The sequence below is a fragment of the Shewanella sp. SP2S2-4 genome (genome assembly GCF_031932025.1).
In the GTDB taxonomy this organism is placed as follows: Bacteria; Pseudomonadota; Gammaproteobacteria; order Enterobacterales; family Shewanellaceae; genus Shewanella; species Shewanella baltica.
Genome location: NZ_JAUOER010000021.1, coordinates 19209 through 39453, shown reverse-complemented (window position 1 = coordinate 39453; position 20245 = coordinate 19209). Strand labels below are relative to the sequence as shown.

The window sequence follows — 20245 nt, the reverse complement described above, 5'->3', positions numbered from 1 at the left end:
TGGGAGTCGTTATGATCTTTTTTGATTTTAGCGTACTAGATGCTGCAAAGCCCTGGTATGGAATAAATGACACTGTGATGGGCGGTTTGTCCCGCAGTAAAATGACGGTTTCACCTTTAGGTTATGGTGAGTTTAGTGGCCATGTGTCGCTGGCAAATGGCGGCGGGTTTGCCTCAGTGCGCTGTGAGTTTAGCCCCATAGATGTCATTGAATTTACTGGGATTTACCTCGAACTCGATGGCGACCGAACTAAAGACTATAAAGTGAATTTAAAGGATGTCGACACACCGCAAAGTACGGTGTATCAAGCGCCTATGCCCACGCCAACTCACCAAACCTTTGGCGTGAGTAGTGCCAGAGTGTTGAATTGGCAGCGGATAGAAATTCCCTTCAGTGATTTCAAGCCCCAATGTCGGGGTAAACCCATTTCCCGTCCGAATATGGTATTGAGTCAGTTGTGCAGCTTAGGGTTAGTGATTGGTGCCCAGCAAAGTGGCGACTTTTCATTGAAAATCAGAGAAATCGGCTACTACTAGCGCTTATAGTGAGTTTCTTATGGTGAATTTATTGTCGCGAGTTTCTTACCGCTAAGTGCTTATGGCAGATGGCTTGTTGCTAATGGCGCGGGTCATCTCAGGACTTAATTTAACAGTAAGAAAAAGGATAAGGCCGAGGCACTTATCCTTATGGTTGCGGTGCCAAATAGTGAACTTGGCGAAAGCCGCTGCTTAAGCGCCGACAATCCCTAATGGTTTGGCGGTTTGCCACGCGCCGCGGGTAAAATCAGGGAAGGTGACTGAGTTACTGCGGTCATTGAGTGAATGTTCACTTAAGATATTCACCACCGACCAAGATGCACCATCGTACACATCCTGATCTAAAGCCTCGCCATTGCGTAGGCAATAAATCATGCGCCATAGCATCACAAAGTCCATGCCGCCGTGGCCGCCGTTAATTTCAGCCTCTTTTCCTATGCGCTGCCACAGTGGGTGATCGTATTTGTCGTACCACTTTTGCATATCCATATCCCACTCGTGGTAACTTTGACCAAAGCCCCCATTTTCGACGGCGATCCGGTTCGGAAAGCCGGCAAACACGCCATTCGTCCCTTGGATCAAATTATGGCGACTGTAAGGTCTTGGGGTCGTCGTGTCATGCTGGACCATGATGGTTCGGCCCTTAACGGTTTTAATCAGGCTGGTATTGATATCCCCATTAATGTACTTGAGCTGATTACGCTCATGATCGGCGGGGAATTCACGCTTAGCATAAAGCGCACGGCCAAGGGCGGGGGAACTCATCGAGGTTAGATAATCGAATCGGTCACCGCGGTTAATGTTCATATACTGGGAGACTGGCCCTAAACCGTGGGTAGGGTACAAGTTGCCGTTACGTTTGGTATGCCAATAAGTCCGCCATGAGCCTGTCTTATGATCGATCTCCTTCATCTGCCAGCGTAGCTCATGGATATAAGCGGCTTCGCCGTGGAGTAACTCTCCAAACACGCCTTGGCGCACCATGTTGAGCACCATCAGTTCTTCGCGGCCGTAGTTGACGTTCTCCATCATCATGCAGTTTTTCTGAGTGCGCTCAGCGGTATCGACTACTTGCCAGCACTCCTCAACCGTGAGCGCCATTGGCACCTCAACAAAGGCATGTTTGCCGCTCTCCATGGTTTCGATTGCCATAGGAGCGTGCCATTCCCACGGGGTCGAAATAATCACAATATCGATATCATCGCGGCTCAGCAAATCGCGATAGCTCAGATCATTACCAGTATAGACAGCCGGTTTGGGCCGATTCTGTTTAACGATATGATCTACGGCTCTGTCGAGTACCGCTTGATGGGTATCACAAATGGCTTTGAGTTCAACGCCCTCTAAATGACAGAATTGCTCGACATGGCTAAACCCCCGCTCGCCAACACCGATAAAGCCGACTCGAACCACGTCCATCTTAGGCGCTATGAGTCCGATAACGGATTTACCGGCTTGCGGTTTAGGGGCGACGCTACTGGCGTAGGCATTGAGAGCAATATTGGCAGTAACGAGTCCTGCTGTGGCGGCACCTGCGGCCTTAAGAAAATTACGACGATGAATGTTATGCATAGCGCTTCCTGCTTTATTTTTGTTTTGTAGGGATATTGAAATATCACTTGGTCTGATTTGTACGGTAATTCACCTATGGGTTATATCAGAAACCCCATTCAAATTAGCAATAAAAGATGTAACAAGCTCATTCAGCTCGCTAGATAAGTCTTTTAGCTGCCTTTACTTTAGCGATAAGTAAATAGTGATAAAGATCGCGTTTTTATTTGTAGATTGAGCTACACTGCCGATTAATTAGTCAAAGGTATTTATCTTTTATATTTTAAACATTTAGCAAATTTAAATTAACCATAAAGTTACATTTGACGGGCGGTTTGAAGTAATTTGCTGCAGTGGGGAGTAAAGCGTTAAATGGGTTCTATGCTTAATGTACTACCACAACTGACATTCACTTCAGGTGATTGGGTATTGCATAAGGATATCAGGATGTCTGGGATTGAAAAACGCCGTCGCCTTCATTGGCGGGAGACAGATATGCAAAATCGTGAAATTATAGGTCGTTGGTTAGATGGGCGTCCTTTATTGGGTGATAAAATTACCCTCTATAAAGAAGACGAAAAATATTTTTTAGAAACTTGGTTTAGCGATGGCTGCCATAGTTTAGATGAAGTTTATATGTCGCAAACCGCTGAAGGCCATAAGCTGGAAGATGTGGGCGGTAATTTCTTTGGTGAATTCTTTATCGTGACACAGTCACAGCAATTACAATTTTGTAATGAGCAAGGCTGTTATTTCCAAGCGGATAAATTAGCCGCCGATGCCGATTTTGCTCAAGGCATGCGCGTCGCTTAAACGACTACAGTCGAATCCGTAAATAACTAAGGTCGCATTTTAGCTCTGTGCTAAGTCGCGACCTTTTGCTTTTATTGGATTGAGTTATTCGCTAAAGGGATGTTTACTGCTAAAAAAGAGCGGTTTAGCCGAATACGGATGAGTCAGACATAAGCTTTGTGCATGTAAGCATAAACGCGGTGCTGCTTTGATAACCTCGGTATCACCGTAAAACTCATCGCCTAAAATCGCATGGCCTAGGGCAAGCATATGCACACGCAATTGATGGGTGCGGCCTGTTTCTGGCGAAAGCTCGACTAAGGTGCTGTTTCCTCGGCGTTCTAGTACACGGTAGTAGGTGAGGGCGCTTTTACCGCCAGTCTCTCCTGCCTGTAGCGTCTTTTGATAGGGTGGATGCTCAGTGTCTGGCGCAATCGCGAGATCAATCATGCCCTGTTCCTGCGGCACATGTCCCATCACTTCGGCAATATAGACTTTCTTACTCAGCCTATCTTGAAACTGCGTTTTTAAATGTGACTCGGCTTTTTTATTACGGGCGAACACCATAATGCCCGAGGTCGCGCAGTCGAGCCGATGCACTAAAATCGTTTCTGGATAAAGGGTTTGTAAGCGGGTTAATGCGCAATCGAAGGTGTGAGCCGCTCGACCCGGATTAGACAATAAGCCCGAAGGTTTATTGATGATAATCAGATCTCTATCTTTATAGCGGATGTCTAGCCAAGGAACTGCTGGGGGCTGGTAATCAAATATCTGCATTTTGTCCTCATTTTTGCGCGGCCATACTAGCAAAATTTACGCAGGCACACAGCATAATCTCATGCTCGCTTATTGCGAGAGGGGGGAGGGCAAATATTCAGCAGGCGTCTTACGGCTCCAAATACGGGTATAAGCCATCAGCTGCGGATAAAAAGTGCGGAACGCGGTTTCGATTTCGATCTGCATTTTATTGACGACTTTATGGGCATCTTTAAACAGTGCGGCTTGCGGATGCTGTTTTGCCACTTGTGCCAAGGCGTGTTGTAAGCCTTTTTCCGTGGTGTAGCTGCCCAGCCAATCGGCGCTGCGCATGGCGGGCAAGAGTTTAGCAAGTGCCTCTGGATGGTATGGGTCTACCCCTTGGGTGGCGAAAGTATCTAACGCGTCATAGGCCTTGCGGCTGAATTCATCCAAGGGTTGGTGATGATATTCTTCCCAATAGTAAGCTAAATAGTGATCGAAACTTACAGCCATGAGTTCTGCTGCTATGCTTCTTAAGGGCGCAGGGAAAGCTTCCATTAATTCAATCGTGAGTTCGTGGCTGGCGCAGAGGGTATTAATCTCTTGGTTTAGCCATAACGCTTGGCGTAACTCAATTGGAGCTTGTGCAATTGGCGCTTGAATATAGTTACCCGCCACATTGGCGGCAAGATGCGTTTTACTGATGTCGGCGAGATGTAAGTGTGTAAGAAAGTTCATATTTTGTACTTGGTTAACCACGTCGGTTCACGGTATCATGTGCAAGCGCGCTTAGGAAAGCACGGAAGCTAAAAATGCAGTATTTTTTCACTTTTTAGGATCATGGATGATGTGGAACTGGTTCACCAAAATGCTTGGTAGAGACGAGCAGCCGAAGCGCAAAAAAGTGCTGGTAGAAATCCCCTTTGAACAACACCGTTTTAGCATGGATGATTTCAGCCGTTCACGGCTTAAATTCGATGCCGATGACAATCTGCCCCAAGATGGCGTCAATCCTGTGGATCCTGAGCAAGAAGTGGACGCTGGCAATAAGTAATCTTGATATTCTTGGCCTCTAACCATAGACTAGCCGCCGTTCTAAGCTACCTAGAGGCCAATCATGCGCGTTGCAGACTTTTCTTTCGATCTCCCCGATGAGCTGATCGCTCGTTATCCTATGGCGCAGCGTAATGCATCACGTCTGTTAACCTTAGACGGCAATTCTGGCGCGTTAGGCGACAAACAGTTTACAGATCTGTTGGGGATGATTAATCCCGGCGATTTAATGGTGTTCAACAATACCCGAGTGATCCCCGCGCGTATGTTTGGCCAAAAGGCCAGTGGCGGTAAGTTAGAAATCTTAGTTGAGCGTATGCTCGATGATAAGCGCATTCTCGCTCACGTTCGCAGTTCTAAATCCCCGAAAGTCGATTCGTTCATTCTGCTCGACGGTGGCTATCAAATGAAGATGGTCGCCCGTCACGATACTTTGTTTGAACTTGAACTGTTATCCGAGTTGACCATTCTAGAGGTGCTCGAAGCCGTAGGGCACATGCCGTTACCGCCTTATATCGATAGACCCGATGAAGATGCTGACAAAGAGCGCTATCAAACTGTGTATAACCAAAACCCAGGCGCCGTTGCCGCGCCAACGGCGGGGTTACATTTTGACGATGCCATGCTCGATGCATTAAAAGCCAAGGGTGTGAATATCGCCTTTGTGACTTTGCATGTGGGCGCGGGAACGTTTCAACCGGTGCGTGTTGATACCATTCTTGAGCACAAGATGCATTCTGAGTGGGCCAATGTGCCGCAGGATGTGGTCGATTTAATCGCGCAAACCAAAGCGGCGGGTAAACGCGTCGTGGCTGTTGGTACAACATCTGTACGTTCCTTAGAAAGTGCGGCGCGCGCCAGCCAAGGTGAACTCAAAGCCTTTAGCGGTGATACCGACATCTTTATTTATCCCGGCTATCAATTCCAAGTGGTCGATGCCATGGTGACGAACTTCCACCTCCCTGAATCGACCCTCATCATGTTAGTCAGTGCATTTGCGGGTTTTGATCATGTTATGGCGGCGTATCAACATGCTATCGCGCAAAAATATCGCTTCTTTAGCTATGGCGATGCCATGTTTGTGACGAAAAAAGCCCACTAGACCAAGATTTTGTTTTAAAATAGCCGCCCAAAGTGAGTATGGGCGGCAACTTTTTTTCGTCAAAAGGTTGAACCTTTTAACGCTGTCCCCATCTCTATTGTTAATCAAAATGGCATTAGCCATTAAAAATGTAGTCAGACTGTTTATCTGGCGAGGTGAATTATGAAATTTGAATTAGATACTACCGACGGCCGTGCGCGCCGTGGTCGGTTGATTTTTGACCGTGGCACAGTAGAAACCCCCGCATTTATGCCTGTTGGAACCTACGGCACAGTTAAAGGTATGACGCCAGAAGAAGTACGTGCTACAGGCGCGGACATTTTGCTCGGTAACACTTTCCATTTATGGTTGCGCCCAGGCGAAGAAATCATGCGAAAGCACGGTGACTTGCATGATTTTATGAACTGGCAGCGTCCGATTTTAACGGATTCGGGTGGTTTCCAAGTATTCAGTCTTGGCGATATCCGTAAGATCACCGAAGAAGGTGTGCATTTCCGTTCGCCAATCAATGGCGAGAAAATCTTCTTAGATCCTGAAAAATCAATGCAAATCCAAGATGCATTGGGCAGCGATGTGGTGATGATTTTTGACGAATGTACGCCGTATCCCGCGACTGAAGATGAAGCGCGTAAGTCAATGCAGATGTCGCTGCGTTGGGCCAAACGTTCGCGTGATGAATTTGACCGTTTAGAGAACCCTAACTCTCTATTCGGCATTATTCAGGGCGGTGTGTATGAAGATTTACGCGACGAAAGCTTAAAAGGCTTAGTCGATATCGGTTTCGACGGTTATGCCGTCGGTGGTTTGGCCGTAGGAGAGCCTAAAGCAGATATGCATCGTATTCTTGAGCATATTTGCCCGCAAATTCCTGCTGACAAACCTCGCTATCTGATGGGGGTCGGTAAACCAGAAGATTTAGTTGAAGGGGTACGTCGTGGTGTTGACATGTTTGACTGTGTAATGCCAACCCGTAATGCCCGCAACGGTCATCTGTTTACGAGTGAAGGTGTGATCAAAATACGCAATGCGCGTCATAGAGATGACACGTCACCACTCGATACTAAGTGTGATTGTTATACCTGTAAAAATTATTCACGGGCGTACCTTTACCACTTAGATCGTTGTAATGAGATTCTGGGTGCGCGTTTAAACACCATTCACAACTTGAGATACTATCAAATGTTAATGGAAGGTTTGCGCGGTGCGATTGAGACGGGTACATTAGACGCCTTTGTGGCGGACTTCTATACCAGTCAAGGTCGCGAAGTACCAGAGTTAGTCGATTGATTTTTTGCTAATAAGAAGAGAAAACTATGTTTATTTCAAATGCATATGCAAGCGCTGCCGGCGCACCACAAGGTGGCGGCACGATGGAACTGATTTTCATGCTGGCGATTTTCGGCCTGATTTTCTATTTCATGATTTTCCGTCCGCAATCAAAACGCGTTAAAGAGCACAAAAATCTGATGTCTTCACTTGGCAAAGGCGACGAAGTGCTGACCAGTGGCGGGATTTTAGGCAAGATTGCAAAAATCAGCGACGAAAGCGATTACGTGTTACTGAGCTTAAACGACACGACTCAAATCACGATCAAAAAAGACTATATTGCAGCTGTATTGCCTAAGGGCTCTATCCAGTCGTTGTAAGCCAAGAGGGCTCAGGCGTGTTAAATAAATACCCAATGTGGAAAAACATTATGGTGATGCTCGTCATCGCCATAGGTTGTTTCTATGCCGTACCGAACCTTTTTGGTGAAGATCACGCGGTGCAAGTGGTGGCGACTCGAGGTGCTGAAGTCACGGCATCAACCCAAGCCAGTGTGAACGAGCTGTTAGCCAGTAAGGGCATTGCGGTAAAGCGCTCTGAGCTTGAAAAAGGTCAGTTGTTGGTCCGTGTGCAAAATGCGGATCAACAGCTACTGGCGAAAGAATTAATTGCTGACAGCTTAGGTGACAAGTTCACTGTGGCGCTCAACTTAGCCCCAGCGACGCCTAAATGGCTCGAGTCAATGGGCGGCAGCCCAATGAAACTCGGTCTCGACCTTCGCGGCGGTGTGCATTTCTTAATGGAAGTGGACATGGGCGAAGCGATTCGCAAGATGGAAGAGGCTAAAGTTGCCGATTTCCGTTCACAATTACGCGAAGAGAAAATTCGTTATGCTGGTATTCGTAGCAATACCACAGGTATCGAAATCAAGTTCCGTGATGCTGAAAGTCTCGCGAGTGCCGAGCGTTTCCTTAAGTCTCGCAGTAAAGATATGGTGTTCACTGATGCTAGCCGTGGCGAAGATTTTGCCCTGCAAGCTGTGATGAGTGACGTGTACCTTAAGCAGATTAAAGAAGAAGCACTGCAACAAAACATTACTACCATTCGTAACCGTGTAAACGAGTTAGGTGTGGCTGAGCCTGTAGTACAACGTCAAGGCGCCGAGCGCATTATCGTTGAGCTGCCAGGTGTGCAAGATACCGCTCGCGCCAAGGAAATCTTAGGTGCAACCGCATCGATTGAATTCCACATGGTCGATGACAAAGCTGATCCTAATGCTGCGCAATCTGGCCGTTTACCAGCGGGTTCTGAAGTGTACCAGCGCCGCGAAGGTGGCACTGTGATATTGAAGAAAGAAGTTATGTTGACCGGTGATCATATCACGGGCGCACAACCTAGCTTTGACCAGTACAGTCGTCCACAGGTTAGCATCAACCTTGATGCGAAAGGCGGCACCATTTTCTCTGACGTGACCAAAGACAACATAGGCAAGCCTATGGCGACATTGTTCATCGAATATAAAGACAGTGGTGAACGCAATGCCGACGGCAGCGTTAAGATGCAGAAAATCCAAGAAGTAATTTCTGTCGCGACCATTCAAGCGCGTTTAGGCCGTAACTTTGTGATCACTGGCTTAAGCCATGGTGAAGCACAAAACCTCGCGCTATTACTGCGTGCTGGTGCCTTGATTGCCCCAGTGTCGATTGTTGAAGAACGTACCATTGGTCCAAGCTTAGGTGCTGAAAACATTCAAAACGGTGTGCAAGCTATGGTCTGGGGTATGGCAGTTGTCTTACTCTTTATGCTGGTTTACTACCGTGGCTTTGGTCTTATCGCCAACATAGCGCTAACCGCAAACTTAGTCATGGTGGTGGGCGTAATGTCTATGATCCCTGGCGCAGTGTTAACCCTACCGGGTATTGCCGGTATGGTGTTGACTGTGGGTATGGCGGTTGACGGTAACGTGCTGATCTATGAGCGTATCCGTGAAGAATTACGTGCGGGCCGTAGCGTTCAGCAGGCCATCCATGAAGGTTATGGTAACGCATTCTCCACCATCGCCGATGCGAACATCACCACTTTCCTAACGGCGCTGATTCTGTTTGCCGTAGGTACGGGCGCTGTTAAAGGCTTCGCGGTGACCTTGATGATAGGTATTGCGACTTCCATGTTTACCGCAATCGTGGGTACTCGCTCAATCGTTAACGCGATTTGGGGCGGTAAGCGCGTGAAGACTCTGTCTATCTAAGGGGAAGTGACAATGCTTGAAATTTTATCTTTAAAACATACGGTAAACTTCCTCCGTCATGCACTGCCTATCAGTATTATGTCGGCTGTATTGGTGCTGGGCTCGCTGGTTTCGCTCGCGACTAATGGCATCAACTGGGGTCTTGATTTCACTGGCGGTACCGTCGTTGAAATGGAGTTCACAAATCCGGTCGATTTAAACGCCCTGCGGGTGCAACTGACGACGCCTGATTCTGAAGGCGCCATTGTGCAAAACTTCGGTTCTAGCCGTGACGTATTAGTACGTTTACAGGTGAAAGAAGGCGTTAAGAGTGACGTGCAAGTTAAGTCTGTCATGGAAGCTGCGCAGAAAGTTGATCCACAGGTTCAGCAGAAGCGTGTTGAGTTCGTTGGCCCACAAGTGGGTAAAGAACTGGCTGAGCAAGGCGCTTTAGCAGTATTAGTCGCGCTTATCTGTATCATGATCTATGTGTCATTCCGTTTCGAATGGCGCCTAGCGTTTGGTTCAGTGGCAGCATTGGCGCACGACGTGATCGTGACTTTAGGTGTGTTTTCGGTATTCCAATTGGAATTCGACTTGACCGTTCTGGCGGGTCTATTGACGGTTGTGGGTTACTCACTCAACGATACTATCGTGGTATTTGACCGTATCCGTGAAAACTTCCTTAAGATGCGTAAAAGCGACCCTGAAGAAGTGGTGAATACTTCAATTACTCAAACCATGAGCCGTACAATCATTACTACAGGTACAACCTTAGTGGTGGTCGTAGCCTTGTTCCTTAAGGGCGGCACTATGATCCATGGCTTTGCGACTGCATTGCTGATGGGTATTTTTGTGGGTACGTATTCTTCTATCTATGTGGCGAGTTTCTTGGCCATCAAACTGGGTATTAATCGTGAACACATGATGCCAGTTGAGATTGAGAAAGAAGGCGCAGACCAACCTCCTATGATGCCTTAAAGGTTACATTCGAGTTAAAAAGCCACCGACGAGGTGGCTTTTTTTTAGCTCGAATTTGAGATAGATCTGACATTCTGCTAGCAAACTCACAAAGTTATAGTCAGTTATGCTGTAAAAATGGAATGTTAATTAAATTAACAACTGGTGTAAAAATCAGCGCTCGACAGGCTCGGCTATTTAGCAGTAGGATGTCGGCAACCCATATTCCAGAGAGTTGTAGCCGTAGGATGTCGCATGGAAGAACGTAAAGTGTTAGTTGCTGGTGGTAATTTATTGCAAGCCCACACATGGAAAGGTTTATTAGAGGCCTGTGGTATTCATGTTGAGCTCAGAGGTGAAGCGCTATTGGGCGGGATTGGTGAGCTTCCGACAGGGATGCAAAACGTCGAGTTGTGGGTGGGCGAGTCCCAACATGCGTCGGCGCAAGTGCAACTGAATGCGTTGGATGTCGAAAGCCCACAATGGCAATGTGTGCAGTGCCATGAAACCAATGAAGGCAGTTTTGAATTGTGCTGGCAATGCAGCTCAGAGCGCAGCGAAAGCCACAATTAGCCTTGGATAGGCAATCACCTTCGCTTTGTGCTGTGGCTGAAAGATTGCGTCTACTGGATGAGAAGATTACACTTTGCTGATAAGCTGACATTCATCATGTCATTCAATATCTTATCTAGGAGTTTGTGATGCTGCACCCCAATGCTTTTTCCGCCCTTGTTGACGCAATACTGCCTAATATCACCGAAGTGACCATTGAAGCTTATCAGGCAGACGATAGCTGGCACCTTGTGGATGTGCGTGAGGACCGCGAGTGGCTGCAGGATCATTTACCCCAAGCGAAACACTTAAGTCGGGGTATTTTAGAGCGCGATATTGAAGCGCGTTTCCCCGATAAACATACCCCTATATTACTTTACTGCGCAGGTGGTGCGCGCTCTGCCTTGGCTGCCCATAATCTACAACTCATGGGGTACACTCACGTTGCTTCTTTGATTGGTGGTTATAAGGGCTGGGTACATCGTCAACTGCCAGTGGTGCAGGATTAAGCGTTCAGGATCTCATTTGATGCAATATTTTCCCTTGTTTGTCGATACGGTTAATTTGAATGTCTTGCTGGTGGGGGCGGGTGATGTGGCGAGCCGTAAGTTGGCGTTACTAACACGTACCGAAGCTAATATCCATGTGGTTGCCCCAGAGGTCAATCCTGAAGTGCAGCGTTATGCTGATACGGGCCGTATTCTGTTATCCCAGCGCGAAGTGGTTCACGCCGATATTCAAAATTACGATCTCGTGTATCTCGCCACGGCAAACGACAGCCTTAATGCCGAATTGGCGACTCTAGCCACCGCGCGCGGTATTTGGGTTAATGCCGTTGATAATCCGGCATTTTGCCGTTTTATCACCCCTTCGATTGTCGATAGGGGCCGTTTAGTGGTCGCGATCAGCACGGCGGGCGCAGCACCAGTATTTGCACGCACGATTCGCTCGCGCTTAGAATCCAGCCTACCGCAATCACTCAAGCCTTTGTTCGACTTTGTCGCCGATAGACGCGCCGAAGTGCAAGACAAGCTCGATTCAACCTCGAAACGCCGCTTATTTTGGGAGCGTTTTTTCGATACCAATGGCGACCGTTTCGATAGTCGTACCACCGAGCATTACCATAATGCGTTTAATAACTTAGTCAGCCGCGGCGAAATCCTTTTGCTGGATGATGCAACCTCTGTGGACTTACTGCCACTCGCCGCGATGCCGTTGTTGCAGCGCCTCGATTGGATCTATAGCCAAGGCGATTTGAGTGATGAATTGGCAGAATTAGTCCGTCGAGACGCCAATCGGGGCGAGTTACCCGCACTCAGTGAATTGAGCCTGCAATACGAACAGGGCACACGCATGTTGCTGGTGACCGATACACAAAAAATCAGTCAGTTGAAAGCGCATTTCCCGATGGCTAAGCATTTACGACCCGGCGCGATTTAACCTCTTATCGATTCAGCCTTCTGTCCGATTGCACTTTCTGTTCGATTTGATGGACGTATCCTATTGTTCGTTTGAGCTAATGCCGAGTCTCAGGTAGACTCGGCAGCCTTATTTTAGGATTTCGCTGTTTCAGGATTTCACTCTGCATTTAGGATGACTATGGCCCTCAAAGCGACTGTGTTTAAGGTCAATTTACAGATAGCCGATATGGATCGGAATTATTACCAAGACCATCAATTGACGCTTGCCCAGCATCCTTCCGAAACCGATGGCCGCATGATGGTGCGTTTACTGGCGTTTATTGTGAATGCCAGCGAAACCTTAAGTTTCAGTAAAGGTTTGTGCGTCGATGATGAGCCCGAGTTGTGGGACAAAACCTTATCAGGCGAAATTGATCTGTGGGTTGAGTTTGGTCAGGCCGATGAGAAATGGCTGCGAAAGGCCAGTGGTCGTGCCAAAGTTGTGCAGTTATTTACCTATGGTGGCCGTAGTGTACCCATTTGGTGGAAACAGAATCAGCAGGCGTTAGAGCGTTACCAGAATTTAACCGTGTGGAATATTGCCGAAGAGTCGGTCACGGCGATGGAAGCCTTTGTTGGGCGCAATATGGCATTGCAGGTTTCTATCAGCGAAGGCCAAATTTGGCTATCGGATAATGATACCAGCGTGTTGATCGAACCTGAAATCCTCAAAGATATTGCATAACATGTCTTGTAAAAAAGAGCCTGCGATTGCAGGCTCTTTTCATTTATTACTTTCATTTTTCAGTAATGAGTATTGATTGGGATTTATTGGAAGCTCAGCTCCCAGCTATCGATATAACCCACATCACCACGGCCACTGTCTACGGCTTTTAACTTCCATACGCCGTTCGAATTAGCACCCGTCATATCAGCGGTATAGCTCTTGTTGATATTGGCAGCACCTGAACCTGTGTTGCTATGCAATGTAACTGTTTTACCAGAAGGGCTGATCAGCTGCACTTTCAAGTCACCAATATAAGGGTGGACTATGTTCACTACCGCAGTCACAGTGCCTGAATCACCTGTGCGAGTGACTGTGATTGGGCTAGTGATCCCAGCTGCTTTGTTATCAGGGATGTTGTAGTTATCAGTGTTGCTATAGCTTGCAGGCGTAGTCGGTGGAGTACCGCCGCTAGATGCTGTGTAGCTTGCTGTTAATGACACACCAGTGAAGGCCGAGTAGCCTTTCAGCATGGCGTAGTAAGTGCCTGATTGGACATTGGTGATTGGGCAAGACTCGCTATTGCCACTTTTATATGGACGGCAATCATAGTTAGCTGTAGTCGGCGCTGCACCATATTGCACATACAAGTCCGCATCACCTGTACCACCGTTCATCACAAAGCCTAAGTTAGTTGCGCCTTGTGGTACGTCAAAGGAGAAGTGCAGTTCTTCACTCGCTGCGCCGCCTAAGCCCGTCTTAGCCACACCGTTAACTAACACGCCATCGGTTGGAGTTGGATCAACAGGACCCGTTGGGCCAGTACAAGAGGCATCTAAGAAGGTTTTCGCGGCAACAGCGTTGACTAAACCATAGCCATAGTAGTTGTCACGGCCCGCAGTACCAAGATCTTCAGCGGTCATTTTCAATGCGTTACGAACCTGCGCCGCACTACACTCAGGGTGATAGCTCCAGACTAAGGTTGCAACACCTGACACATGTGGCGTTGCCATCGAAGTACCGTTGTAGTACTCGTAATCTTTATTACCTTGGTTGCTGACTGTTGCTGTCGCACCCAGTTGATTACGTAGTGCTAAACCTGTTGCGCGATCCACTGATACGGAAACCATATTGATTTCACTGTTTGCATCGACAAGGAAGGGGTTTTGTAAGCCAGGTAATGCCGCGTTACTGTAAACAATCGCCGCACTGGCACCGGCATTTTTACAGGCTTTAGCCGCATTGATTTCAGGGTAACTTGTGCCTTGATTGCCAACACGTTCCACTAAACAAATCTTATTGCTCATGTTGCCGCAGTTGAAGCTAGTTCCGCTGACGCTACATTCGGCAAGCGTAGCTGTCGCTGTACCATTGTATGGTGCTGGCACATAGTTGCCGCCCGATGAAATGAGGCGATTATGAGGCACTACACCTGAATCAAAGTAAGACTGACCACCGATAGTAATATCGGCTAAACGGCCTTCGCCACGGGTAACCGTCGACAGAATCGCTTCACCTGGGCCAGATATTTCAACTTGGTTGGTGTATTGGGAAAATGCAGAATGGTCTTTATGATTATCCACTGAGGCGACTGACATCACGCCATCGTAGGATGCTGGATAGCTGTGAGCACTATTGCCATCGTTACCTGCAGCGGCAATCAAGAGAACACCATTATTATAATGGGCAGCCAGAGCATTACGCTCAGTGGTGCTCGAACCCGCACCACCTAAACTCATAGTGACAACGTTAGCGCCGTTGGCAACACAAGTATCTACCGCGGCGACTAAGGATGAAGAGTAACCCCAGCCAGATTCGTTAAACACTTTTACGACATGAATATTGGCATTTTGATTTGGCATTACGCCGATCACGCCGTCGTTGTTGGCAATTGCCGCAATCGTGCCCGCAACGTGAGTACCGTGGGCGTTGTGGTTACCTGGCTCGAACCAGTTGCCTGTGCCTGAGTTATTGGTGCCCGTGACATTATTGCCACTTAAATCGCTGTGACTACGATCGTAGCCAGAATCGATAATACAAATAGTACGATTGCCTGCTTGGCTATCGCTTAACTGAGTCGCCCCCACAAAGGTTTGACCCCAAGGCGTGCTTTCACTCAGTAAGTGACGCGGCATATCCTCTTCAACATATTCCACATCGGCGCGTTTTTTTAACGCATTGATGCCGTTTGCATCGAGTTTGACCGAGTAACTGTTACTGCGGCCGATACGTTTCATTTCCTTCGCTTGTACTTTGTTCAATGCAGTGTGTTGAGCACTGATTTCCGCCATTTGGGGCTGATAATTCATTGTGGTTGGCAGCGTATCAGTTGCCGCGTCACTCGATTGCTGATCACTCATTGATTGCACATTACTGGCCGACATTATGGTAGCAGCATCGGCGTTTTTAAATTTCACTATGTAACGCTTTGGCAGTGGAGAGGTTTGTGCTTGTAATGCTGCGGCAAAACCTGGGGCTTGTGGTGCTGCTTGTACACCGGCTGAGATCGCAATAGCTAAGCTTGAAAGGCTTAACGCTATTTTAGTGGTTCTGTTGATTGTCATGTTCTTCTTCCATGGTCAATTTAGTGTTAATCATTATTATTTTATGTTTCATAAGAATAACTACGACTCAGATGCTACTCGGTTAGTGAATTTATCTGCGGCCAAAGTATTTGTAAATCAATTGTTAACGGTATGGTTGCTTATAAAGCCTCATATTTTATAAGCAGTTAATTTGAATATAAATTCAATATGTAACGAGTTGTAACTAAGTTTTATTCAATTTCTTGTTTTTTTATGTGGTAAAAATGAATAAGTGAATACGAATCTACGGTCAATATGAGTACTTTATACTGATTTTCCTGTTTCTATGTGATTGAAATTTTTATATATATCTTTTAGTGATTATAAATAACTAAATAGCCATGTAAAGTTTGGTCATTATAATGAGTTTTTTCAAGTGATTGATTATGCGAAATTGTTGCAAATTTCTGTCAAGGGAGTGGCAGTTGCCAATTCATTGACGATGGCTAAGCCATTCACGCAAATTTGTTGATGTGTTTTTTGGAGGGGGCGTAAGCGGCAAAACGGGAGGTGAAAGCATACGCAATGTATGTGGTTAGAATCTTCTGCCTAATTTCGATATTTCGCTTAGACAATAAAAAAGCGCCAAAGGGCGCTTTTAGGGAGAAACCTTGAATGACTAGAGTGCAGTGACAGTGCTTAAGTGATTTACACTTGCTTTCCCGCACTAAAGCACTAGAGCCTAGTCGATGGCGGTGAATTACTTAGCGGGCGTTTTTTGTGCCTCAACTAAGGTGGAATAACCGCCACCATTATAGGTTTGAGTATATCCTGCAGCGACTAAGGCTTCGGTTGCGATGCTGCTACGGCGACCACTGCGGCAATACAAGACAACAGGGGCATCTTTGGCGATGCCGCGCTTAGCAAACTCCTCTGCCACTTGCTCAAAGGGAATATTGACCGCATTGGCTAGATGACCTTCGGCAAACTCCTCAGGCGTTCTGACATCGAGCACCATAGCGCCTGCGGCAATTTTATCCCATGCGATTGCAGGATCTTGGTCGGCGGCGCTGGCCATCATTGGCATTAGTAGCAGTGGCACGAGAACCAGTGATTGCAGGCTTAATAGGGCTAAGCGCATTAGGCTTTGGCCACGGGTTACGAGGTTGTGGGTCACTTTATCTCCTTGACGCCTTTTGGGCAGGCTTGTTTAAGCTAAACGAGTACTCGCTCAGCTAAATCTTAACTCTTAAGTCTTAACTATTAAGTAGTGACTTTGTGTGGCTTAACTTTGCTTAGCAATCTCAGCCTCGGATTTTACACCCAATTTGCGTAAAATCATGGCGGCAGGGCAAAAACCGGTAAAAGCACTTTGAAACAGGTTAGCGCCAACAAATGCGGTTAACCACAAAAAGTTGTGGTGCACATAGGCTGTTAACACCAGTGACAGTAACACCATAAATCCGGCAAAAGCCATAATGCTGCGTTCTAATGACATACCTTACTCCTTGAGGCCATTTTGGTGATGGCCTTTGTTGTGGTTAGTTTTGTGTTTGTGTCTGTGTCTGTATCTGAACAGTATTCATGCGGTTTTTCATTGCTGTGTAGTACAGCACAGGGATGACAACTAAGGTCAGTATGGTCGAGATAAAAATACCAAAGATCAGACTGATCGCTAAGCCATTGAAAATTGGATCATCAAGGATAAACAGCGCCCCTATCATGGCCGCTAGTGCGGTGAGCATAATGGGTTTAGCTCGCACTGCACCCGAGTGGATCACTGCCCGCTCAAAGGGCACGCCGGATGCGGTTTCTTGATTGATAAAATCGACCAATAATATCGAGTTACGCACAATAATCCCCGCCAGCGCTATCATGCCTATCATGGACGTTGCGGTGAATTGTGCTCCGAGCAGGGCATGGCCTGGCATTACACCAATCACCGTTAATGGGATTGGCGCCATGATGATGAGCGGCACGAGATACGATCTAAACTGCGCCACTACCAAGAGATAAATGGCGATCATGCCGACCGCATAGGCGATGCCCATGTCTCTAAAGGTTTCGTAGGTGATTTTCCACTCGCCATCCCAGAGCACGGCGACCGAGTCTAGCCCTGTGGGTTGGTGAATATAATGCTGATCAAACCCTAAGCCATCGGCGCCATCAATTTTGCCCGCCATGTCGAACATGCCGTAGAGCGGGCTGTCCAGTGGCCCCGACATATCGGCGACGACCATGATCATAGGGATCATATTCTTATGGATAATTGGTGCATCGATTTTGCCGCGTTTGATGGTCACCAGCTCAGACACAGGCACAGATTGCCCCGTTTGGCTCAGTAACTTCATATTCAGCACTTGCTCTAAATCGACTTTCGCGCCTTCGTTTAATTGCAGGCGGATCGGTATCGGTTGTTTTTGCTGGGCTTGATGTAAATAACTCACGTCTTTGCCGCCAACGGAGGTGGCAATCAAGTCGACAATATTGCTGTAGGGCACGGCCATCAGGCTGGCTTTACTGCGGTCGATCATCACCTGCCATTTTTGCTGGGCAGCGGGCAAGAAAATATCGATATCGACCACATCTTTGGTTTCATGGAACAGCGCCTGCATCTCGTAAGCGGCTTGCTCGCGGATTGCGGGGCTTGGGCCATACACTTCAGCAACCAGCGGCGACCACACTGGCGGCCCTGGTGGCACTTCAACCACTTTGATATTGGCTTGATATTGCTCGCCAATTTGCTGCAGTTCGTCACGCACCGATACCGCTATGCTGTGGCTGTCGCGCTTGCGGTGTTTCTTATCCACTAGGTTCACTTGAATGTCGCCAAGCTCTTGGCTGTGACGCAGGAAGTAGTGACGGACTAAGCCGTTAAAGTTCATTGGCGCGTTAGTACCCGCATATAACTGCAGATGCTCGACCTCAGGGACGGTTGTTAGGTAGCGACTCAAATCCTGCAATACTCTTTGTGTTTGCTCTACGGGAGTGCCTTCTGGCATGTCCACCATCACTTGAAACTCGGACTTATTATCGAAGGGCAGCATTTTAAGCACCACGAGCTGACCGACAGGGAGCGCGACGGCGATACCGATCAACACAAATACGCCGACAGCCAGTCCCATTCTTGCCTTACGGGCATTTTTACCTAGTAGGAAAGGACCAATTAAGTGAGTAAAGAGGCGCACCATCTTAGTTTCGGCTTCATCCTCGTGCGAGGCTTGGGTAGTATCGTGTTGGTCATTATGTTTCAGCAGTTTACGACTGAGCCAAGGGGTGACGACAAAGGCAACCACTAGAGAAATCAACATGCCCATACTGGCATTGATGGGGATCGGGCTCATGTAAGGCCCCATTAAGCCCGATACAAAAGCCATCGGCAGCAGTGCCGCGATAACGGTGAACGTCGCCAGAATCGTCGGGCCGCCGACTTCATCGACCGCCACAGTGATAAGCTCGCTGAAGGACTTTTTGCCGAGCGCCATATGCCGGTGGATGTTTTCGACCACGACTATGGCATCGTCGACCAAAATGCCGATAGAGAAAATCAAGGCGAACAAGGACACGCGGTTTAAGGTAAATCCCCACGCCCAAGAGGCGAAAAGGGTGATCGCCAGCGTAATAATAATGGCCACACCTACGACCAAGGATTCGCGTGCGCCCATGGTTAAAAAGACCAGTACGACTACGGCGCTGGTGGCAAAAATCAGTTTTAAAATAAGGGTGTTAGATTTATCTGCCGCGGTTTCGCCATAGTTACGTGACACTGTGACTTCGACATTTGCCGGGATCAACACATTGTCGACTTTAGCTATCCGCTCAATCACACTGTCGGCGATATCGACGGCATTTTGGCCTGCTTGTTTACCAATCGCGATGGTGACGGCGGGATAAATGTCGGTTTTATCTGCATGCCAAACGCTCTGTTTCGGGATATCACTTTTTAAGCTGATTTCAGCAATATCCGCCAAATAAATCGGAATATGCTTGCCTTGTTTATCTTGATAGACACTGATGACTAATTGCTTGAGATCGTCGATGGATTGTAAAAACTGCCCAGCCTGAACTTTAATCTCTTGATTACCTTGTACTAAGGATGCAGGCATAGAGACCATATTATTGTCATTCAGGCTTTGTCTTAACTTGTCGTAGGTCAGATTAAAGCTGTTCATCTTGGCGGGATCGATACGTATGTTGGCCACCATGTCGTGCTGGCCAACGGTATAGATTTCGCGGGTACCGGGAATGCGCTTAATTTCGGTTTCTAACCCAAGGGCGACATGGGTCAGTTGCTCGGCAGAGACTTGTCTGTCCTTTGACCACAAGGTCAAACTGACAATCGGCACATCATCGATACCGCGCGGTTTGATCAGCGGATCGCCCACGCCAGCGCCCCTTGGCAATTTATCCATATTAGAATAAATCTGGTTGTACAGGCTGACGATGGCATCATTGCGCGCAACGCCGACCTTAAAGATGACGATGATCAGCGTGCCATCGGGTTGGGAGAACGAATACAGGGTATCTATGCCTTTGATTTCGGAGATCACTTGTTCCGCAGGCAAGGTGACTAAGTTTTCAACTTCCGTGGGTGTCGCACCGGGAAAAGGAATAAACACGTCGGCAAAGGTGACATCAATTTGTGGCTCTTCTTCCTTTGGTGTCACCAAAATGGCAAATAAGCCAAGTAAGAGTCCGAGAAGCGCTAATAGCGGCGTGATGGCGCTATTTTGGAAGGTGGCGGCAATTCGTCCGGAAATCCCAAGTGTGGTTTGTGGTACTGGAGCATGTTTCATAAAACAACCTCGACAAAGCTTAA

19 protein-coding genes are annotated in these 20245 nt (G+C 47.6%); 12 read left to right on the top strand and 7 right to left on the bottom strand.

The genetic code is table 11. The annotated features are described in order from the left end of the window. The first annotated feature begins 11 nt into the window (after positions 1-11). Positions 12-536: a CIA30 family protein gene (locus tag Q4Q54_RS15780; protein ID WP_311988930.1), complete on the top strand. Its 525-nt coding sequence runs from the start codon at positions 12-14 to the stop codon at positions 534-536. A gap of 192 nt (positions 537-728) precedes the next feature. Here Q4Q54_RS15780 and Q4Q54_RS15775 read toward each other — a convergent pair whose 3' ends face one another. Then, positions 729-2108, bottom strand: a complete 1380-nt coding sequence (locus tag Q4Q54_RS15775; protein WP_011847211.1) for a Gfo/Idh/MocA family oxidoreductase — start codon at positions 2106-2108, stop codon at positions 729-731. Between the two features lie 351 nt (positions 2109-2459). Between Q4Q54_RS15775 and Q4Q54_RS15770 the strand changes: the two genes are divergently transcribed. Further along, entirely contained in the window at positions 2460-2900 is a 441-nt protein-coding gene (locus tag Q4Q54_RS15770; protein ID WP_107404229.1) for a hypothetical protein, read from the top strand. An 84-nt stretch (positions 2901-2984) separates the two neighbouring features. Here Q4Q54_RS15770 and Q4Q54_RS15765 read toward each other — a convergent pair whose 3' ends face one another. Both Q4Q54_RS15765 and Q4Q54_RS15760 read right to left on the bottom strand, forming a co-directional pair. Then, a complete protein-coding gene (locus tag Q4Q54_RS15765; RefSeq protein WP_311988929.1) occupies positions 2985-3656 on the bottom strand; it encodes a pseudouridine synthase in 672 nt (223 codons plus the stop codon). A 69-nt stretch (positions 3657-3725) separates the two neighbouring features. Then, positions 3726-4355, bottom strand: a complete 630-nt coding sequence (locus Q4Q54_RS15760) for an acyl carrier protein phosphodiesterase (protein ID WP_311988928.1) — start codon at positions 4353-4355, stop codon at positions 3726-3728. Positions 4356-4461: 106 nt separating this feature from the next. On the opposite strand from Q4Q54_RS15760, the gene Q4Q54_RS15755 reads away from it, so the two are divergent. From Q4Q54_RS15755 to Q4Q54_RS15710, 10 genes are all read left to right on the top strand, one after another. Then, positions 4462-4671 carry a hypothetical protein gene (locus tag Q4Q54_RS15755; protein WP_011847207.1) on the top strand — a complete coding sequence of 70 codons (210 nt, stop codon included), beginning with the start codon at positions 4462-4464 and terminating at the stop codon, positions 4669-4671. 63 nt (positions 4672-4734) lie between these two features. After that, positions 4735-5772 (top strand): tRNA preQ1(34) S-adenosylmethionine ribosyltransferase-isomerase QueA, encoded by a 1038-nt coding sequence (gene queA, locus Q4Q54_RS15750; RefSeq protein ID WP_259566906.1) that lies wholly within the window; start codon positions 4735-4737, stop codon positions 5770-5772. Positions 5773-5934: 162 nt separating this feature from the next. Beyond that, positions 5935-7059: a tRNA guanosine(34) transglycosylase Tgt gene (tgt, locus tag Q4Q54_RS15745; protein ID WP_106650965.1), complete on the top strand. Its 1125-nt coding sequence runs from the start codon at positions 5935-5937 to the stop codon at positions 7057-7059. 26 nt (positions 7060-7085) lie between these two features. After that, positions 7086-7418: a preprotein translocase subunit YajC gene (yajC, locus tag Q4Q54_RS15740; protein WP_007649452.1), complete on the top strand. Its 333-nt coding sequence runs from the start codon at positions 7086-7088 to the stop codon at positions 7416-7418. Positions 7419-7435: 17 nt separating this feature from the next. Then, positions 7436-9286, top strand: coding sequence for a protein translocase subunit SecD (secD, locus tag Q4Q54_RS15735; protein ID WP_011847205.1), 1851 nt, complete (start codon positions 7436-7438; stop codon positions 9284-9286). Between the two features lie 12 nt (positions 9287-9298). Continuing rightward, the gene (secF, locus tag Q4Q54_RS15730) at positions 9299-10246 is read left to right on the top strand and encodes a protein translocase subunit SecF (protein ID WP_006082274.1); all 948 of its coding nucleotides are present in this window, start codon (positions 9299-9301) and stop codon (positions 10244-10246) included. 234 nt (positions 10247-10480) lie between these two features. After that, a complete protein-coding gene (locus Q4Q54_RS15725) occupies positions 10481-10798 on the top strand; it encodes a putative signal transducing protein (protein ID WP_006082273.1) in 318 nt (105 codons plus the stop codon). Between the two features lie 128 nt (positions 10799-10926). Beyond that, on the top strand, positions 10927-11286 hold the full coding sequence (locus Q4Q54_RS15720) for a rhodanese-like domain-containing protein (RefSeq protein WP_311988927.1): 360 nt from the start codon (positions 10927-10929) through the stop codon (positions 11284-11286). A gap of 19 nt (positions 11287-11305) precedes the next feature. Further along, positions 11306-12217, top strand: coding sequence for a bifunctional precorrin-2 dehydrogenase/sirohydrochlorin ferrochelatase (locus Q4Q54_RS15715; RefSeq protein WP_311988926.1), 912 nt, complete (start codon positions 11306-11308; stop codon positions 12215-12217). Positions 12218-12376: 159 nt separating this feature from the next. Continuing rightward, positions 12377-12922: a YaeQ family protein gene (locus tag Q4Q54_RS15710; RefSeq protein WP_311906908.1), complete on the top strand. Its 546-nt coding sequence runs from the start codon at positions 12377-12379 to the stop codon at positions 12920-12922. A gap of 83 nt (positions 12923-13005) precedes the next feature. Here the strand turns inward: Q4Q54_RS15710 and Q4Q54_RS15705 are convergent, their stop codons facing one another. The 4 genes from Q4Q54_RS15705 to Q4Q54_RS15690 form a co-directional block, all read right to left on the bottom strand. Continuing rightward, on the bottom strand, positions 13006-15465 hold the full coding sequence (locus Q4Q54_RS15705; protein WP_311988925.1) for a S8 family serine peptidase: 2460 nt from the start codon (positions 15463-15465) through the stop codon (positions 13006-13008). A gap of 721 nt (positions 15466-16186) precedes the next feature. Continuing rightward, positions 16187-16603, bottom strand: coding sequence for a rhodanese-like domain-containing protein (locus Q4Q54_RS15700; RefSeq protein WP_311988924.1), 417 nt, complete (start codon positions 16601-16603; stop codon positions 16187-16189). Positions 16604-16711: 108 nt separating this feature from the next. Next, on the bottom strand, positions 16712-16924 hold the full coding sequence (locus Q4Q54_RS15695; protein ID WP_311988923.1) for a DUF2892 domain-containing protein: 213 nt from the start codon (positions 16922-16924) through the stop codon (positions 16712-16714). 43 nt (positions 16925-16967) lie between these two features. After that, entirely contained in the window at positions 16968-20222 is a 3255-nt protein-coding gene (locus tag Q4Q54_RS15690; protein ID WP_311988922.1) for an efflux RND transporter permease subunit, read from the bottom strand. Between the last annotated feature and the right edge of the window lie 23 nt (positions 20223-20245).

Bases quoted from the DNA above. Each gene is read 5' to 3' on its own strand.
- Q4Q54_RS15690 (WP_311988922.1), bottom strand. From the start codon at position 20,222: ATGAAACATGCTCCAGTACCACAAACCACACTTGGGATTTCCGGACGA.
- Q4Q54_RS15765 (WP_311988929.1), bottom strand. From the start codon at position 3,656: ATGCAGATATTTGATTACCAGCCCCCAGCAGTTCCTTGGCTAGACATC.
- Q4Q54_RS15715 (WP_311988926.1), top strand. From the start codon at position 11,306: ATGCAATATTTTCCCTTGTTTGTCGATACGGTTAATTTGAATGTCTTG.
- Q4Q54_RS15705 (WP_311988925.1), bottom strand. From the start codon at position 15,465: ATGACAATCAACAGAACCACTAAAATAGCGTTAAGCCTTTCAAGCTTA.
- queA (WP_259566906.1), top strand. From the start codon at position 4,735: ATGCGCGTTGCAGACTTTTCTTTCGATCTCCCCGATGAGCTGATCGCT.
- Q4Q54_RS15760 (WP_311988928.1), bottom strand. From the start codon at position 4,355: ATGAACTTTCTTACACACTTACATCTCGCCGACATCAGTAAAACGCAT.
- Q4Q54_RS15710 (WP_311906908.1), top strand. From the start codon at position 12,377: ATGGCCCTCAAAGCGACTGTGTTTAAGGTCAATTTACAGATAGCCGAT.
- Q4Q54_RS15770 (WP_107404229.1), top strand. From the start codon at position 2,460: ATGGGTTCTATGCTTAATGTACTACCACAACTGACATTCACTTCAGGT.
- Q4Q54_RS15775 (WP_011847211.1), bottom strand. From the start codon at position 2,108: ATGCATAACATTCATCGTCGTAATTTTCTTAAGGCCGCAGGTGCCGCC.
- tgt (WP_106650965.1), top strand. From the start codon at position 5,935: ATGAAATTTGAATTAGATACTACCGACGGCCGTGCGCGCCGTGGTCGG.
- Q4Q54_RS15780 (WP_311988930.1), top strand. From the start codon at position 12: ATGATCTTTTTTGATTTTAGCGTACTAGATGCTGCAAAGCCCTGGTAT.
- Q4Q54_RS15695 (WP_311988923.1), bottom strand. From the start codon at position 16,924: ATGTCATTAGAACGCAGCATTATGGCTTTTGCCGGATTTATGGTGTTA.
- Q4Q54_RS15720 (WP_311988927.1), top strand. From the start codon at position 10,927: ATGCTGCACCCCAATGCTTTTTCCGCCCTTGTTGACGCAATACTGCCT.
- Q4Q54_RS15725 (WP_006082273.1), top strand. From the start codon at position 10,481: ATGGAAGAACGTAAAGTGTTAGTTGCTGGTGGTAATTTATTGCAAGCC.
- yajC (WP_007649452.1), top strand. From the start codon at position 7,086: ATGTTTATTTCAAATGCATATGCAAGCGCTGCCGGCGCACCACAAGGT.
- secF (WP_006082274.1), top strand. From the start codon at position 9,299: ATGCTTGAAATTTTATCTTTAAAACATACGGTAAACTTCCTCCGTCAT.
- Q4Q54_RS15755 (WP_011847207.1), top strand. From the start codon at position 4,462: ATGATGTGGAACTGGTTCACCAAAATGCTTGGTAGAGACGAGCAGCCG.